This window comes from Arthrobacter sp. Y3221114 (genome assembly GCF_059092625.1).
In genome coordinates, this window is the sequence record NZ_JBNHHW010000004.1 from 469228 (window position 1) to 485953 (window position 16726).

At 66.5% G+C, this 16726-nt stretch carries 15 protein-coding genes and 3 tRNA genes; 6 read left to right on the plus strand and 12 right to left on the minus strand.

The features are described from left to right. Window positions 1–310: 310 nt before the first annotated feature. The 5 genes from AC5RV3_RS11760 to AC5RV3_RS11780 all read right to left on the minus strand — a co-directional run bounded on the left by AC5RV3_RS11760 (window position 311) and on the right by AC5RV3_RS11780 (window position 3616). Window positions 311–1081: an MBL fold metallo-hydrolase gene (locus tag AC5RV3_RS11760; RefSeq protein WP_494122284.1), complete on the minus strand. Its 771-nt coding sequence runs from the start codon at window positions 1079–1081 to the stop codon at window positions 311–313. A 232-nt stretch (window positions 1082–1313) separates the two neighbouring features. Continuing rightward, the gene (locus AC5RV3_RS11765) at window positions 1314–2729 is read right to left on the minus strand and encodes a S8 family peptidase (RefSeq protein WP_494122285.1); all 1416 of its coding nucleotides are present in this window, start codon (window positions 2727–2729) and stop codon (window positions 1314–1316) included. Window positions 2730–3255: 526 nt separating this feature from the next. Beyond that, window positions 3256–3328, minus strand: a tRNA-Phe gene (locus AC5RV3_RS11770). 57 nt (window positions 3329–3385) lie between these two features. Then, a tRNA-Asp gene (locus AC5RV3_RS11775) sits at window positions 3386–3459 on the minus strand. 84 nt (window positions 3460–3543) lie between these two features. Beyond that, a tRNA-Glu gene (locus AC5RV3_RS11780) sits at window positions 3544–3616 on the minus strand. Between the two features lie 152 nt (window positions 3617–3768). On the opposite strand from AC5RV3_RS11780, the gene AC5RV3_RS11785 reads away from it, so the two are divergent. Both AC5RV3_RS11785 and AC5RV3_RS11790 read left to right on the plus strand, forming a co-directional pair. Next, window positions 3769–4134 (plus strand): metallopeptidase family protein, encoded by a 366-nt coding sequence (locus tag AC5RV3_RS11785; RefSeq protein ID WP_494111139.1) that lies wholly within the window; start codon window positions 3769–3771, stop codon window positions 4132–4134. A 425-nt stretch (window positions 4135–4559) separates the two neighbouring features. Continuing rightward, on the plus strand, window positions 4560–6113 hold the full coding sequence (locus tag AC5RV3_RS11790; protein ID WP_494122286.1) for a C40 family peptidase: 1554 nt from the start codon (window positions 4560–4562) through the stop codon (window positions 6111–6113). 72 nt (window positions 6114–6185) lie between these two features. Here AC5RV3_RS11790 and AC5RV3_RS11795 read toward each other — a convergent pair whose 3' ends face one another. Then, a complete protein-coding gene (locus AC5RV3_RS11795) occupies window positions 6186–7202 on the minus strand; it encodes a universal stress protein (protein WP_494122287.1) in 1017 nt (338 codons plus the stop codon). Window positions 7203–7398: 196 nt separating this feature from the next. Between AC5RV3_RS11795 and AC5RV3_RS11800 the strand changes: the two genes are divergently transcribed. After that, on the plus strand, window positions 7399–8046 hold the full coding sequence (locus AC5RV3_RS11800) for an FAD-binding protein (protein WP_494122288.1): 648 nt from the start codon (window positions 7399–7401) through the stop codon (window positions 8044–8046). A 107-nt stretch (window positions 8047–8153) separates the two neighbouring features. Beyond that, window positions 8154–9623: an NCS2 family permease gene (locus AC5RV3_RS11805; RefSeq protein WP_494122289.1), complete on the plus strand. Its 1470-nt coding sequence runs from the start codon at window positions 8154–8156 to the stop codon at window positions 9621–9623. Window positions 9624–9716: 93 nt separating this feature from the next. On the opposite strand, the gene AC5RV3_RS11810 is transcribed toward AC5RV3_RS11805, so the two are convergent. Beyond that, a complete protein-coding gene (locus AC5RV3_RS11810) occupies window positions 9717–11105 on the minus strand; it encodes an MFS transporter (RefSeq protein WP_494111038.1) in 1389 nt (462 codons plus the stop codon). 158 nt (window positions 11106–11263) lie between these two features. On the opposite strand from AC5RV3_RS11810, the gene AC5RV3_RS11815 reads away from it, so the two are divergent. Next, on the plus strand, window positions 11264–12193 hold the full coding sequence (locus AC5RV3_RS11815; protein WP_494122290.1) for a LysR family transcriptional regulator: 930 nt from the start codon (window positions 11264–11266) through the stop codon (window positions 12191–12193). Between the two features lie 270 nt (window positions 12194–12463). Here AC5RV3_RS11815 and AC5RV3_RS11820 read toward each other — a convergent pair whose 3' ends face one another. From AC5RV3_RS11820 to AC5RV3_RS11830, 3 genes are read right to left on the minus strand one after another with little or no spacing between them, the layout of a single operon-like run. Next, window positions 12464–13321 (minus strand): spermidine synthase, encoded by an 858-nt coding sequence (locus tag AC5RV3_RS11820; protein WP_494122291.1) that lies wholly within the window; start codon window positions 13319–13321, stop codon window positions 12464–12466. Window positions 13322–13324: 3 nt separating this feature from the next. Beyond that, window positions 13325–14014, minus strand: a complete 690-nt coding sequence (locus AC5RV3_RS11825; RefSeq protein ID WP_494122347.1) for an O-methyltransferase — start codon at window positions 14012–14014, stop codon at window positions 13325–13327. A 14-nt stretch (window positions 14015–14028) separates the two neighbouring features. Beyond that, entirely contained in the window at window positions 14029–14358 is a 330-nt protein-coding gene (locus tag AC5RV3_RS11830) for a thiamine-binding protein (RefSeq protein ID WP_494111035.1), read from the minus strand. A 209-nt stretch (window positions 14359–14567) separates the two neighbouring features. On the opposite strand from AC5RV3_RS11830, the gene AC5RV3_RS11835 reads away from it, so the two are divergent. Then, window positions 14568–15518: a zinc-binding dehydrogenase gene (locus tag AC5RV3_RS11835; RefSeq protein WP_494122292.1), complete on the plus strand. Its 951-nt coding sequence runs from the start codon at window positions 14568–14570 to the stop codon at window positions 15516–15518. An 88-nt stretch (window positions 15519–15606) separates the two neighbouring features. On the opposite strand, the gene AC5RV3_RS11840 is transcribed toward AC5RV3_RS11835, so the two are convergent. Both AC5RV3_RS11840 and AC5RV3_RS11845 read right to left on the minus strand, forming a co-directional pair. Continuing rightward, window positions 15607–15918, minus strand: a complete 312-nt coding sequence (locus tag AC5RV3_RS11840; RefSeq protein WP_494122293.1) for an AzlD domain-containing protein — start codon at window positions 15916–15918, stop codon at window positions 15607–15609. Continuing rightward, the gene (locus AC5RV3_RS11845) at window positions 15915–16718 is read right to left on the minus strand and encodes an AzlC family ABC transporter permease (protein ID WP_494122294.1); all 804 of its coding nucleotides are present in this window, start codon (window positions 16716–16718) and stop codon (window positions 15915–15917) included. Before AC5RV3_RS11845 ends, AC5RV3_RS11840 begins: the two co-directional genes overlap by 4 nt. Between the last annotated feature and the right edge of the window lie 8 nt (window positions 16719–16726).

Below are 16726 nucleotides of genomic sequence, written 5' to 3' on the forward strand. Positions count from 1 at the left end.
TGGGGTGTCTCTGCAGGAGCCGTCCCTTGGGTGGCCCCCGAAGCAGTGGGGGCGGGCGCCGTCCTCGTTGATTCCGACGCTGGTTCCGCGCTGCTGCAGGACGTCAGCAGGACGGCGGTTGCCAGGCCGATCGCGGTCGCCTTTAGAAGGGCCTGCACTATGCTCCACGCTCCAATCGTCCCCCCTGGTCCGGTGCCTCATCAGGTGCAGGCGGCAATGGAACCCCTTCCATGGTAGGCCAGTGACCCTGAGTGGAGACTGGGAACTTGGAGCGGACTGAAGCTGACGGGCAGGCCGCCGGCGTGCCGAGTTACAGGGCCAGTTTCCGCCCCGGAGTGGGGATGCGGAGCCGGTCTTCGAGGCCGGTGGCGGAGAACCGGGCGCGGAGTTCTTCGTGGCCTTCGCTCAAGTGCTTCCAGCCCTCTGCGTGGACCGGCACGACGGTGGCCGCGTCCAGTTTGCGTGCCGCCTCGACCGCGGCGTCGGCGGTGAGGGTTAGCGCGGCGTTGTCGAAGGCTCCCACGCGGGCGGCTCCGGCGAAGAGCACCGCCGTGGTGACCGGAGCGAAACGTGCCGCGACGGCGTCGACCGCGTCCAGCGAGGCGTTGTCGCCGCTGACGTAAACAGTCGGCAGGTCGGATCCTGTCAGGACGAATCCGGTCACGGTGCCGGTCACCGGTTCGCATCCTTCCGGTCCGTGCCGGGCGGGGACGGCGGTGACCGTGATCGTGGTCCGGTCAGCGGCCTCGAGCACCGTCCGCTCCCACGGGGCCATGCCGGTGACCGTCGCGAGCCGGTCTGCTGCCTCCAGGGTGCCGAGAACCTTGGCTCCGCCGGATTCCACCAGGCGCCGGCCGGAGGCGTCCAGGTTGTCCGGATGCTGGTCATGCGAGAGGAGGATGGCGTCCACCACCGGCAGGTCTGCGACTTGAACGGCGGGCCCGGAGGTTTTCACCAGCGTTCCGGCTGTTGTCGGGTACTCGCCGGGTTCATCAAAGGTGGGGTCGGTCAGGAACGTCCAGCCGCCGAACTCCAGCAACGCTGTCGGACCGCCAATGTGGGTGATTGCGGTTTCGTTCATGCACCCATGGTGCCCGACGAAGCCGGAGGTGGACAGAGTGGCCGGGCACGACGAAGCCCCGCGTCCTGAACCAGGACTGCGGGGCTTCGTTTTTGCTGGTGGCTCCGACCGACACGGCGAGCCGCGTCCGCCAGTGTCGGATACGCAACCATGGGAAGCGGCCTAGGTTATTTAGGAAATGGAGCTCTCGTCGGGGCACGGCCAAGCTTCGGCCTGGCCCCGGACGGACTGCCTAGAAGATCGAGCGGTTGACCAGGAAGCCGTAATACCGATCATCGATCGGCCGCAGCGGGTCACCTATGAACCCGTAGCGCGGGTGTCTCAGGTTGTACTTCCGAATCTCTTGCAGGAATTTCTTCATCACGGCCTTTCCTGAGCCCCTGCACGTCCTGTCGTCGAGGCACAGAACCACCGATCCGGCGACTGCTGGGCTGGCGAAGCTGGTACCGTCCCACGCGGCAACCCCGCCCCCGATGTCGGTGGTTAAATTGCACACTCCGGGAGCGGCGACGGTGTGCTTCCTGTCTTCGCGCAGGGTAGCGAAGTTCGAGAAGGGCGCGGCCGTGTCATCGAACCCGAACTCGGTGGATTCGTCACTGAAGCACAACGGTGCCACCCGGCCCTTGGGCCGGCCGTCAAAGTCGGCCATTGCAGTCACGGTGATCACCTCGTCGTAAGTTGCCGGAACACTTTGCGCCAAGTCGGTGCCCTCATTTCCCGCGGCCACAACGTGCGTCACGCCTGCCCTGACCGAGCGACAGAATGCCATATGGAGGGGGTCTACGCCTTTCCCGCAGTTCGGGCTGTCGGTGCCTTCCCTGCCGATGCTCATGTTGGCCACCCTAATGTCGTTGTGCCGGTCCTTGTCCATCCGGGTCGAGGTCACCCAGTCGACGGCACAGATCAATTCTGTATCCGTGGTGAAGTCAGCGCCTTCCTCGAACACGCGGACCGACCACAGTGGCACGCCTGGGGCTGCGCCGATGACCCCGATGTCGTTGTTCTTGGCACCGAGCACCCCTGCCACCCCTGTGCCGTGCCCCAGCGGGTCGCCGTCAAAGGGGGGCTCCGGGACCGGTGTGCCTGAGGTGCAGTCCATCTGCCCGCGCACGTTCAGGTCCGGGTGGGTGCCGTCGACCCCGGAGTCGATGACCGCCGCATTGACCTTGATCCGGTTCCGTCCGTCCTTTCCGGCCGCTTCCTTCAGCGAGCCGCCGATGCGCAGCCACCAGAAGGGCGCAAGCTCCTCCGATCCCCGCACCGGCTCCGCTGGCAGCTGAAAGGTCGTTGCGCGGGTGATGAAGTCGACAGCCACATCCGCGTCCACCCTTTCCGCCTCGGGGGCCGTCATGGTGCCGGCATAGCCCTTCAGGGCGTATTTGTAGGTGTGGGATTGGGTGAATCCATATTTTTGCCGGTGACCGGCGGCCATCGCGTCCACGTTCTTGACGCTGTCCTTGAGGATCACAATGTAGCTGTGTTCCTCCTCGGCGGCGAAGGCGGACGGGACGAATGGGGCACCTCCGGCGGCCAGGACAACTGCCATCGCCGCGCCGAGCACTGCCCGAATGTACTTCCTGTTGGACGGGCCATTCCGCTCCTTGGCGGTTGGTTTGCGGTGCTGGGACTTGTCGTTGAGATTCGACATTGCGCCTCCATGAAGATATTTCCACTGGCAGGTGCCCCCGGTCACTCTAATCACAGTGACCTTGGGAAAACCTTGGGGGAAGGCGCGCCCTGAAACAGAACGTCGGGGAGGCTCTATCCCCGCTGAATCGGGGCGAGGGGGCTGTCTCAGGGCATCGACACTACGCCCCGGGCGGGCGCGTTTTTCCACTGCGCGCCGCAATCGCCAAGTCCGAGCGCGACCGTCGAGCACATCCCGTACAACCTCGCGGGCGCCCGGGCACGCAGTCGCAAGGGCGGGGTCGGTTCAAGATGACGCGTCGGATGTTAGCCGAGCCATGACCGCGATCTTCGGGACTCTGGATCAACTTGCCGGCCGGGGAACGCAGGCGGCGTTTTGGTGGAGGAAGTTACTGAGAAACCATTAGAAGCCTGCCACCCAGTTTACGGGGAAGGGTCGGGAAACGAGTTGCCGTGCGACACGCCCGGAAAAGGAAAAAACCCCTGAACTTCTTTGAGTTCCAGGGGTTTTCCTCTATGTAAAGCGGTGGCTCCGACCGGCGTCGATCCGGTGACCTTTCGATTTTCAGTCGAACGCTCTACCAACTGAGCTACAGAGCCGTGGCAACATCTTGCGATGATCACCGATGGCCTTCCGAATCGCTCCGGAAACCAAAGCGACCCTGACGGGACTTGAACCCGCGACCTCCGCCGTGACAGGGCGGCGCGCTAACCAACTGCGCTACAGGGCCTTGCATTTTTTACGAGACTCAATCCTACCAGCCTTTCGAAGCGGTTCTGACCACTCCAGCGGCTGCCATTCATGACGTCTCGCGTACCCCCAACGGGATTCGAACCCGTGCCGCCGCCGTGAAAGGGCGGTGTCCTAGGCCGCTAGACGATGGGGGCCAGGACCACTTGGGATTCATTTCCCCGCTGTGGACCTATAAAACTATAGGGCCTGTCCCGGGAAAAACCAAAACCGGCCACCGTGGCCCGCCGAGGCCTGCACAGGGGCGCTTTTAAGGCCGCCGCCCGCGGGTAAAGTCGGCTGCATGCCGATGGAGTTGTCCCTGCCGGAATTTGAGGACGCGGTGAACGACGCGATCGACCAGATCCCGGAAGACATCATGCGCGAGATGACCAACGTGGGCATCTTCGTCGAAGAGGAATACATTCCGCAGCCGTGGGAAGACCCGGAGACGGAACTGCTGGGCGTCTACGAGGGCACCCCGCTTACCGAGAGGGACCACTGGTGGGACGCCGGGTCCATGCCGGACCGAATCGTCGTCTTCCGGGGCCCCCTCCAACGGATGTGCTCTTCCCGGGAAGAATTGGTCCACGAGGTCCTGGTGACCGTGATCCACGAAGTTGCCCACCACTTCGGCATCGACGACGACCGCCTCCACGAACTGGGCTGGGGCTGACACCCGCGCCGCTCAGTTGAACACAGCAGGCCGGCGGAAGCTGGCCGGCTTCCTCGCCTGCCAACCGCCTGGCTCGACGCCTACGCGGACGACGCGCCCGCTCGGCACCTTCGCAGAGGACCGCACTCCTCGGTGGATCATGCGCGCCTTCCCCGCCCTGCAAGCCAGCTGTTATTGGGGAAACGAGGGGGGCCGACACGCCCACTCATCGTGAATGCAGTGCAAATGACACTGGTGTTGTTTATGTTACTGCTGGGACAAATGTTGCAACTGTGAATGAAGTTGCATATCCTCAACGTGCTGTGTGAATGCAGTTCGGTCTAGTTGGGGTGCCACCCGTTCGCACATTGACCGCTCCGGTCCCAAGGCCGGCCGTCCTGAAAGGGCGCGTGCATTTACCGCGCTCCTAGTAAGGACCCGTTCGGATGAGGCTGCTTCCCTCGGGGCGTCCTGCCCCGCATCGATCGACGACGCCAATACGCGCCGTCGCGCTCTTCTCGGCTACCGCCCTGTTAATCTGCGTTCCGGCCCTGGCGCCGGCCGTCGCCGCACCGGCGGGACAGTTGCCGCAGGTGACGTCGCAGCGGATCATCCTGCCGGCGGCGCCCACGCTGCCGTCCGGCGAGGAGATCGACGACGCCAAGAGCGATGCAGCTGCCACCCAGGCCCTGGTGGACCGGATCGAAGAGCAGCTCAGGGCCGCTTCCGGAAACCTTGCCAACGCGCAGTTCGATTCCATGCGTTCCCAGAACGCCTACAGCGAGTCCCTGCTGAAGCAGCAGGAGCGGACCGCCGAACTCGATGACGCCAAGGCCAAGGCCTCGCAGGCCGCGGAGTACTTCGAGTCGGTCAAGAATCAGGTGGGACAGCTGGCCGGTGAGCTGTACCGGAACGGCGGCGTCAACCCCGCCCTCAGCTCGCTGCTGGACAGCAAGGCCGCCGGCGACGTGCTCTACAAGGCCTCCACGCTCGACGCCCTGACGGCGAACCGCTCGCAGACACTGAGCGAATCCCAGCAGGCCGCCCAGCTGTGGGCATCCTGGGAGCTCTACGTCACGCAGGCCGAAGAGGCCGCGCGGGATGCGGCGGTAGCCGCGGAGGCCGCGGAATCGGACGCGAAGGCCGCCAGCGCCGCACAGGAGCAGCTCGTCGTGCGCTACGAGGAACAGCGGCAGGCCCTCCTGGTGCATCTGGCCGAACTGCGCGGGACCAGCACCGGCGAAGAGGACGCACGCATCACCGCCCTGGAGCGCGCCGAGCAGGAACGAGCGCTCCAGGCGTTGGTGGAGCAGTCGGCGCAGGAGGCCGCTGCCGCCCAGCGGCCCTCCGGAGGCAGTTCCAACGCGCAGGGCTCCACGGTTGCAGCGGCCAGTGAAGAAATCACGCCGGCCCGGCCAGCCGCTCCAGCCGCACCGCCGGCAACCTCCCGGCCAGCCGCTCCGTCCACGCCGCCAGTCACGTCACGGCCCGCGGCGCCTGCGCCGTCCCGGCCTTCGACGCCCGCCCCGGCGCCGCCTCCGCCCCCGGCCCCTCAACCGGCCCCGAAGCCCAAGCCGAACCCGGTACCGCCGGCAGCGGCTCCGGCCCCCGGCAGCAACGCGGGCATCGCCAACGCTGCCATCAACTTCGCCATGGCCAAGCAGGCGAACAACAAGAGCTTCTACGATTGGGGCGGCAGCGGCCCGTGGGGCTATGACTGCTCGGGGCTGACGCAGGCGGCGTTCGGCAGCGCTGGTCGATACCTCCCCCGCGTGGCCCAAGCCCAGCTCGACAACGCACCGCACAAGGTGCCGCTCGCCCAACTTCAGCCGGGCGATTTGGTTTTCTGGGGCGAACCGAATGCCATCTGGCACGTGGCCATCTACATCGGCAACTGGCAAGTCGTACATGCGCTAAATGACAAGGATGGTCTGACGGTAACGAACATCAGCCACATGTACGGCAAGCTGCACACGGTCGGGGCGCGCTGGGCCGTCTGAGGTAGACGCGGCCTTAACGGGCCGGGCCCGGAACCTCTTGGGTTCCGGGCCCGGCCCGTTTTCAAGCTGCTGCTATTCGGCGTCCGGCAGGGGACCGAAGTTCCGGCGGTCGTCCAGGCGCGGATCGTGCTTGTCGGGCACTACCATGACGGGCCCCTTGGCATGGTGCAGCACACCCTGGCTGGTGGAGCCGAGCAGCATGCCGGCGAAGCCGCCGCGGCCGCGGGTGCCCACCACCAGCAGTTCGGCGGTGCGTGACGCCTCGATCAACAGTTCCACCGGGGAGCCGTCCTGTACTTCACCGATGACGTGCAGCCCGGGGAAGTGGCTCTTGAGCCACGCCACGCCCGCGTCGAGCTGCTCACGGATGTCCGCATAAAGCGCTTCGCGGTCCAGCGGTGCCGGCACCCAGGCCAGCGAACCGGTGAACGGCGGCACGGCGCATACGACCTTCAGCGGATAACCGAGCCGCTCGGCCTGCTCTGCGGCCACCAGGGTGGCGTTGCGTGCCTGCTCGGAACCATCGACCCCGACCACGACGACCTTCTCGACGTCCTCGGGGCGGATTGCCTGGTCCTTGAACCGTGGAACCTCAATATCCAGGTCGCCGAGCCGCGGTGCGCAGGCCAGCGGAATCGTCACCGTCGGGCAGGAGGCGTGGGCCGGGACAGCGCTGCTGACCGAGCCCAGCAACCGGCCCATGAAGCCGCCGCGACCGCGCGTACCGACCACGATCAACTCGGCCTGTTCGGAGAGCTCCAGCAGGACTCCGGCGGCGTCGCCGGTTTCCACCCGGGCATCGATATCCAAGCCGTAACCGGTGACTTTGGACACTGCCTGCTCGAGCACGGCTTCGGCGCCTTCGCGGATCACCGAATCATCCAGCGTGGCATAGCCGGCATCCATGCTGGAGGCAGCGAAGACCGGAACGGTGTAGGCGGTCACGACGTGCAGCGGGGTCCTGCGCCGTTGCGCCTCCTCCGCAGCCCAAACCAACGCGCAGATACTCTGATCGGAGCCATCGACTCCGACGACAATGCCGCGGGGTGCGGCGCCCTGTCGGGCGTCTGAACCTGTGGCTTCTGTCATTCGTTCCGCCTCCCTCAACGTCGCACGGGCATCCTCGCCCGCTACCCTCAGCTTACTCTGATACAAGGCGCTTCTCAGTGGCCGAAAAGTTATGTAGGCTTCGATGAAAATTGTGTTAAATAACAGTTTCACAATGCGTGTGCGGGCGGTCCGTTCGCCGTCCGAGGTTCTCCCTACTGTCCAAGGAGTCCGTGCAGTGAGTGGCGTTTCCGTACCAGAAGTGCCTACCGAATACACCACCACGGTGGTCATCGGTTCCGGGCTGCCCGGGCTGGCCGTGGCGAGTGAACTGAGCCGCCAGGGCGTGTCGTCGATCGTCGTGGAGGGGTTGCTCCCTCAGCCGGCCGACCACGGCCGCCGGTCCCCGTTGGCTGATTCGGCGCAACGGAGCGAACGCAACGACCTGCTGCGCTTGCTGCAGGCATACGCCGCGAGCCACGCGCTGGACATCCGCCACAGCACCCACGTTTGCGGCGTCACCAAGACATCGGAGAAAACAGCGCCAGCGGCACCGGCGGATGCGCCCACGCCGCTGGATACCCGCGCGGCCCACGTGCCGGCGATCAGCAGGGACAAGGACCAGAAGTGGGTCATCCGGACCGAAAACGGCTTGCTGGTAGCCGATTCCATCGTCCTGACGGGCTGCGCGCAGAACCAAATGCGCCGGTTGCTCCGGAGCCTGGGCATCGCGGCCGGCGAAAACGTTGTCTCCGTCCTGAAAGCGATCAGCCTCTACCTGGTCGGCGTGGCGGACCTGCTGGCCCCGAGCACACGGGAGATCATTCGGCAGGCGAAAGTGGCCGGCAATGCCATTGCTTCCACCTCCCGGCCGGCCATCGCCTGACTTCGGGAAGGCGTGGAACAGCGGCGTCGTACGCCGCCGCGTGCCGTAGGGGCTAGAATTTTGGGGAAAATCCCGACCATACCACTTACCTGTGGAGGACATTCCCCATGCCCCAAAAGGGAGCAGTAGCCGCCAAGACTTCGGTGCTCGACCGGTACTTCGAGATCACCAAGCGCGGCTCCAACTATTCGCGCGAAATCCGCGGCGGCCTGGCCACGTTCTTCGCAATGAGCTACATCGTGGTGCTGAACCCGCTGGTCCTGGGCGGCGCCGATTCAACCGGCGCCATGCTCGGCGCCGAACGCGTCGCGGCGGTCACGGCCCTCGTGGCCGGCGTGCTGACGATCGTGATGGGGGCCTGGGCCAAATACCCGTTCGCCCTCGCTACGGGCCTGGGCGTCAACGCCTTCATCGCCATAACCGTTGCCACCAACCCCGGACTGACCTGGCCGGATGTGATGGGCCTGGTGATCCTCTCCGGCATCACCATGCTGATCCTGGTCCTGACCGGTTTCCGGACCGCCGTGTTCAACGCCGTGCCGCAAAGCCTCAAGACCGCCATCGTGGTGGGCATCGGCATGTTCATTGCCCTGATCGGCCTGGTCAACGCCGGCTTCATCCGCCGCATCCCCGACGCAGCGGGCACCACCGTTCCCGTCGGCCTCGGCTTCGACGGCGTCCTGCTGGGCTGGCCTACCCTCGTCTTCGTCTTCGGCCTCATCCTGACCATCGCGCTGGTGGTGCGCAAGGTCAAGGGCGGCATTCTGATCGGCGTCATCGCCGCCACCGTGCTCGCGGTGGTCATCGAAGCGGTGGCCGACGTCGGCCCGTCGATGGGTCCCGACGGCCCCAATCCGCTGGGATGGTCCCTGGTGGTGCCCGAGCTGCCGAGCGGCAGCTGGGTGGGGCTGCCCGACCTCAGCCTGATCGGCCAGGCCAGCCTCTTCGGTGCCTTCGGGACGCTGGGTATCACCGCCGCTTCCCTGCTGGCGTTTGCGATCCTGCTGAGCATCTTCTTCGACGCCATGGGCACGATGGTCGGCCTGGCCAACGAGGCCGGGCTGACCGACAAAGAGGGCAACATCCCGCAGGTTGACCGGGTGCTCATGGTTGACGCGGTCGGCGCGATTGCCGGCGGCGCCGGTTCGGTCTCCTCCAACCAGATCTACGTCGAGTCCGGCGCCGGAATCGGCGAGGGCGCGCGCACCGGCCTGGCCAACGTTGTCACCGGCCTGCTGTTCCTGGTGGCCATGTTCTTCACGCCGCTGATCTCGCTGGTGCCGTTCGAGGCAGTGGCGCCGGCGCTCGTCGTCGTCGGTTTCATGATGGTGGCGCAGGTGGGCAAGATCGACTGGTCCGACTGGGGCGTGGCCATTCCGGCCTTCCTGACGTTCACGCTGATGCCCTTCACGTATTCGATCGCCAACGGCCTGGGCGCCGGCTTTATCGCCTATGTGCTTGTGCGCACGTTCCAGGGCCGGGCCAAGGACATCCACCCGCTGATGTGGGCGGTGGCCGCGGCCTTCGTGCTCTTCTTCTGCATGGGCCCGGTCGAGCAGCTCATCGGCTTCCGCTGACCGCAGGTCCGCCGAGGCGAAAGGGACCGGTACCGCCCGCAACGGGTGGCACCGGTCCCTTCGGTTTTGCTCGCTTGGCTTGCGCCGTCGCGCCTAGGCTTGGGCCCGCACTTCCGATTCCGTGCGGGCCAGGTCGGCCCGGTCCAGGTCGCGCAGGGAGGCGCCCTTCGTTTCGCGGGTGAAGATCACTGCCACGACGGTGATGGCCGAAGCGACCACCAGGTACAGAGCAACGGGCAGCCAGTGCTCAAAGTCCTTCAGCAGCGTGGAAGCGATGATCGGGGCGAGCGAACCGGCGAAGATCGAGGTCACCTGGTAACCCAGCGAGACACCCGAGTAGCGCATCCGGGTCGGGAACATCTCGGCCATGATGGCCGGCTGGCCCGCATACATCAGCCCGTGCACGGCAAGTCCCAGGAAGATCGCGGCCAGGATGATGACCGGGCTTTGCGTATCGAACATCGGGAAGGCGACGAAGGCCCAGACCCCCGACAGCACGGCGCCCGCCATGTAGACCGGCCGGCGGCCAATGGTGTCCGACAGGCGCCCATAGAAGGGGATCACGACGAAGTGGAAGGCGTGCGCCAGGATCAGCAGGCCCAGCACCGTGGTGACGTCGAAATCGTGAACGGTCTTCAGGTACGTGATGGAGAACGCCACCACGATGTAGTAGATGATGTTCTCCGCCACGCGCAGCCCCATGGCAGTGAACACGCCGCGCGGGTACTTCTTCATCACTTCCACGACGCCGTAGGAGGTGGACTTCACCTTGGCAGACTCGGCCTGGGCTTCCAGGAAGATCGGCGCCTCGGTGACCTTGGTGCGGATGTAGTAGCCGACGAGCACGATGACTGCAGAGAGCCAGAAGGCAACGCGCCAGCCCCAGGCCTGGAATTCGGCCTCGGAGAGAATGCCTGACATCACCCACAGCACCACCGTGGCCAGCATGTTGCCCATCGGCACACCCGCCTGGGGCCAGGACGCCCAGAAACCGCGCTTGGCCGCCGGGCTGTGCTCGGCCACCAGCAGGACCGCGCCGCCCCATTCGCCGCCGATGGCAAAGCCCTGGACGAACCGCAGCACCACCAACAGGCCCGGCGCCCAGTAACCGATCTGGTCGAAGCCTGGCAGGCAGCCCATCAGGAACGTGGCGGCACCGATCAGGATGATGCTCACCTGCAGCAGCTTCTTCCGGCCCAGCTTGTCGCCGAAGTGGCCGAACACGATCCCGCCCAGCGGCCGGGCGATGAAGCCGACCGCGAAGGTGACGAAGGCTGCGATGATCGCGTCCAGTTCGGTGCCCGCATTCGGGAAGAACAGGGCGCCGAAAACCAGCGTGGCCGCGGTGGCATAGAGGAAGAACTCGTACCATTCCACGACCGTGCCGGCCATGGAAGCGGTGACGACCTTGCGCAGGACCGACGGCGGCGACTCGTGCGTCGCGCCGGAGCCGGGTCCGGTGGGGGTAGCGTGGGCGCTCATCATTCTCCTTGCATGGCGTGCGGATACTGCGGCGCTTGCCGCCGGGACTCCCCCCGCACGCTGTGAGTGTGGTCACAATTAGACGAAGCCGAGTATTCCCCCTTCCCGCATGTGCATCAATGACAAACGTTGCAGGCATGGTCTGCAAAGATGCAGATATGCCTCCCGCACCCCAGCCCGCCAAGCCGGACGACCTGATCATCCTTCTCGCCGTCGCCCGCACCGGCCGGTATACCTCGGCGGCCGAGAACCTTGGCCTGAACCACACCACCGTCTCGCGTCGCATCGCTGCCGTCGAAAAGGCCCTGGGCGGCCGCGTGTTCTCCGGGGCGCCGGGGGGCTGGGAGCTGACCGACCTGGGCCGGAAGGCGGCAGCGGTGGCCGAGCGGATCGAGGAATCGCTGACGGAGCTGGGCCGCACGCCGGATCAGGCCGACCGGTTGGCCGGGGTCGTGAGGATGTCTGCCACCGACGGTTTCAGCGCGTTCGTCGCCGCCCCGGCGATTGCCCGCCTGCAACAGCACCATCCCAGGCTCAGCGTGGAGATCGTTACCGCCGCGCGCCAGGCCTCGCAACACCGGCCGGGCCTGGATTTCGAAGTCGTGGTCGGGCGGCCGCAGGTTATTCGTGCCCGATCCATCCGGCTGGGCAACTATGTACTCGGCCTCTACGGTTCCCGGGATTATCTGGCGGAACACGGCTCACCGGACAGCGTGCGCGCGGCCATGAACCACCCGCTGGTCTATTTCGTGGACTCCATGCTGCAGGTCGACGATCTTGACGCCGCGCGCCGCTTGCTGCCGGCGATGGCCACCGCCCTGGGTTCCACCAACGTGTTCGTCCACGTAGAGGCAACCCGCGCCGGCGCCGGCCTCGGCCTGCTGCCCTGCTTCATGGCCAACCGCCACCCGGATCTGGTCCGCATCCTGCCGGGGGAACTGGAGGAGCGGCTCGGTTACTGGCTGGTGGCCCGCCCGGAGTCGCTGCGGCAACCGGCGGTGGCGGCGGTCGTTGATGTGCTCAGGCGCGAGACCCGCAGCCGGGAAGCTGAGCTGATGGGGAAGGGTGCCGAGAGCAAGCTCCGGTGAAAGGATTAATGACCGAGATGCCGGGCACTGGACCTAACTTGGGGGGATTAGGTTGTCAGCACCCGGCATCCGGCGCCGGATTGAATCCGGCTGAGCAGACATAGCGCTCCAGCCACCATCCATAGTGTCGAAGCCGTTCTTTCTATGCCTGCCTCCGGAGAGCCAGCCGCAAGCGGCTCACTCCCGGGCCTAGTACGGCCGCTGCACGGCCGTTCGTGTCCATCTTACAAACAAATTCCGGCCGAAGTCATAACGTTCCGGGAAAGGCCCCTAATTGGCCGGTCGGTCTTGCCGGATCGCCGATCCTCTGCAAAACTTCTCTACCCTCGGCCCGTCCCACAGCTGTGCCGGCACGGCACCGTGCAGCAACGCCCGGACGAGTCCCGGACCGGTTTCCAGCGGCTGGTCGCTGGCCGCGATCACCACGTTTCCGTGCCGGCGGCCCTTGAGCATTGGCGGATCGGCAATGATCACCCGATGTTCGAACACCTCGCCGATGGTCGCGGCCTCCTCGCGGGCACCGGCCAGCTGGGGCGTATCGCCGCAGTTCACCAGGTAGACCCCGCCGGGCGAGAGGACGCGCCGCACCGCCCGGGTGAATTCCAGCGTGGTCAGTCCGAACGGCGTCTCGCTGCCGGAGAAGACGTCGCGGACGAGCAGGTCCCGGCTGTCCTCGCTCAGTGATTCGGTGACCGCCCTCGCTTCGCCCACCCTGATGCGCACCAACGGCGCACGCGGGATGTCGAACCACTGGCGCACCAGATCGGCCAGCTTCGCGTCGATCTCGACGACGACCTGCCGCGCCTCCGGGTAGGCGGCCGCCAGGTAGCGGGCCATTGAGCACGCCCCGCCGCCTAGGTGGAGGGCCCGCAGCCGTGCCTCGGGGCCCCAGCGGGATGCGATCAGCGCCGCCATCCAGCGCATGTATTCGAAGTCCAGCCGCAAAGGATCCCCGACCACCACGTGGGAGGACTGGACGCCGTTGATCTTCAACAGCCAACTGTCCGCCGAATCAGGCTCGCGGACCAGCTCGGCTATCCCGGAGGAAATTTCATAGCGCCCCTCGGCGGGCCCGCCTGACGCCTCCGGCTCCCGTGCCGTCTCGGCACGGGTGCTTCGCCGCGCCATCGGCTACTTGACCAGCGCTAGCGCGAAGCCGTCCCAGCCCTTGCCGCCCACGGTCTGGATCGCGGTGGCGTCCAAGCGTTCGTCGGAGCCCAGCAGCGCCAGTGCATCGCGGGTACCGCGGATGTCGCGCTCCTCCGCGCTGGCGTCGCCGCCGTTGGTCAGCACCTTGCCGGAACGGACCACGTTATCCACCACAATCAGGCTGCCGGGGCGGGTCAGCTCCAGGGCCCACTCAACGTAGTGCCGGTTGTTTTCCTTGTCCGCGTCGATGAACACCAGGTCGAACGGCCCGACGCCCTCTTCGGCCAGCTGCGGCAGGGTTTCCAGCGCGGCGCCCACCCGGATGCTGACTTTCTCCGCGACGCCGGCGGCCTCCAGGTTCCGCTGCGCCACCTCGGCGTGCCGCGGTTCGTACTCGCAGCTGACCACTTGGCCGTCGTCCGGCAGTCCGCGGGCCAACCAGATGGTGCTGTAACCACCGAGCGTGCCGATCTCCAGCACCTTGCGCGCACCGGTCAGCCTGGCCAGCAGCATCAGCAGCTTGCCCTGGGTTGCGCTCACCTCGATCGCGGGCAGGCCTTCCTGTGCGGCCCCCTCCCTGGCCGCGACCTGGGACTCGTCCTCACCCACCAGGGTGACGGTCAGGTAGTCTTCGACCGCGGTCCACGCCGCTGCCGACTCAACGTCCGGCATGCCCGGCTGGGCGGTCACTGCTGCTCCTGCTCGGCGATGGCAGCCTCCAGCCGGTCCACCTTGCCGGTGAGCTCGCCGTAGTACCCCGGACGGATGTCTGCCTTAAGCACCAGCGACACGCGCGATCCGTGACGGCCCACAGCCTCGGTGGCACGCTTGATCACCGCCATGACCTCGTCCCACTCGCCCTCGATGGTGGTGAACATCGCGTCGGTATGGTTTGGCAGGCCGGATTCCCGGACGATCCGGACGGCCTCGGCAACGGCGTCATGGACCGAGGCGTCATGGGGCGCGGGACCGGCAACGGGCACCCCTGAGGGGGCAACAGAGAAGGCTACAAGCATGGCTTCAGTCTTCCACAGCACCCCAGCCGGCGCACAGGTCCGGTGTCACCTGCCGCAACCCTCAGGCAGCCTGGCGTGACCAACTTTACATGCTTTTGCATAAAAATCCGGGGGTTTTGAACTAAACTGGAGGTGCGGATGTCGCACCCGCACAGTTCCGCCGCTTGCCCGCGGAATGCCACCATCCCCGCCGAGCCACAGGAGACCCCATGAAAGCCTGGCAGTTCACCAATACCCACGAGCCGCTTGAACTGAAGGAAGTCGAGGAGCCGACCGCCGCACCCGGCGGCGTCGTCATCGACATCAAGTCGGCCGGGCTGTGCCACTCCGATGTCGGCATGCTTGAGGACGAGGGCTGGCTCTCGACGCTGGCCAAGCGCCCCATCACCCTCGGCCACGAGGTTGCCGGCGTCATCACCGAGGTCGGCGAAGGCGTCACCGACTGGAAGGTCGGCGACCGCGTGGGCTGCTGCCCGACCACCCCGGCCGGCGCTCCCGGCTACGCCTTCGACGGCGGCTTCTCCCTGAAGACCGCCATCGACCAGCAGGCCCTGGTCCGCATCCCGGACAACGTCAGCTTCGCCCAGGGCGCGGCCGGCACCGATGCCGGCATGACCAGCCACCACGCCGTGATCGCCAACGGCCAGGTCAAGGCCGGCGACAAGGTCGGCATCATCGGCTTCGGCGGCCTTGGCTCCATTGGCGCCCGCGTGGCCGTGTTGGCCGGCGCAGACGTCTACATCGCCGAGGTCAACGAGAAGATCTGGGACCAGGCCAAGGAGATCGGCGCCAAGGACGTGGCGAAGTCCATCGCCGAGTTCAAGGAGATCGGCTTGGACGTCATCGTTGATTTTGCCGGCTTCGGCACAACCACCGCCGAGGCCATCGAGACGGTCCGCCGCGGCGGCCGCGTGGTCCAGGTCGGCATGGGCCGGCTGGAATCGACCATCAGCACCAAGGCCCTGATTCTGTCCGAGCTCACCCTGGTCGGCTCGCAGGGCGGCACCAGGGACGACGTGCAGGGCGTCTACGATTACTTCGCCACCGGCAAGCTCACTCCGACCATCACCGAGATCACCTTCGAAGAAATCCCGGAGGGCCTGGAGAAGCTCAAGAAGGGCGAAGTCGTCGGGCGCCTGGTCGCCAAGATCGCTGACTGACCCTTAACTGAAAGATTGACGACGGCGGTGCGCACCGCCGTCGTCAATCTGCTTTAAGCCGTATTCCGCGGTCGCGGGCCGCCCTCGGCTACCCCCAGCCGGCCAGGCGGAGCAGCGCGGCCGCGCCGGCACCGGCGATGACCACCACCAGGAACGGCGCGCGCAGCAGCAGGGCGACGGCGGCGGCCAGCAGGGCCCCGACCCGTGCGTCGAACGCCAACTGCTGGCCGGTGGAGAAGGCGTTGACGACGGTCAGCGACGCGAGCAGGCCGATGGTCATGGTGGCGGCGATGCGGGACATCCGCTGGTTCTTCATCCACTTGGCGGGCACCAGATAGCCTGCCAGCTTCGTGAGGTAGGAGATGAGGCAGGCGGCCAGTATCCAGATCCACAGGCTCATGGCGTCTTCCTTCCGTCCCCGGCCGGATCGTCGCCGCCCGCCGCCCGGCGCTCGGACCTGGCGAGCGTGTGGGGCCCGTCGTGCTCGGAATACGGCTCGTCGTAGGGCTCGATGTCCGGCGCCATCCCGGCGGGAATGGGTTTGTGGGTGAACCAGCCGATGGCGGCCGCGACCGCCGCCGCCACCAGGATGGGCACGCCGCTGGGAACGAACGGTACGGCAAGCAGGGTGGCCAGGGCGCAGGCAATCGCAATGGCAGCCGGTTCCTTGCCTTTCAGCCTCGGCCACAGCAGCGCCAGGAACGCGGCAACGGCGGCTCCGTCCAGGCCCCACCGCCTCGGGTCGCCCAAGGCGTTGCCGGCCAAGGCACCCACCAGGGTGAAAAGATTCCACAGCAGGAATATGCCCACGCCGGCGGTCCAAAAACCGCGCCGCTGCTCGCCGGGGTCGTCCTGGCCGGACGCCGTGGCGGTGGATTCGTCGATGGTCACGTGGGCGGCCAGCGGCCGCCACCAGCGGGACGGGGAGACGAGCGCGTTCATCTGCATGCCATAGATGCCGTTGCGGATACCCAGCAGGGCGGAGGCCGTCATGGCGGCCAGGCCGGTACCGCCGCCGCCGACCACTCCGATGAACGCGAACTGGGAGCCGCCGCTGAACAGCAGCAGGCTCAGCGCCATGGTCTGCCAGAGGTCGAGTCCCGATGCCACCGACAGCGCGCCGAAGGACACCCCGTACAGCCCGGTGGCAATGGAGATGGACAGCCCCACTTTCACGGCCGGGGACTGGAGAAACTTCACCCGTCTAC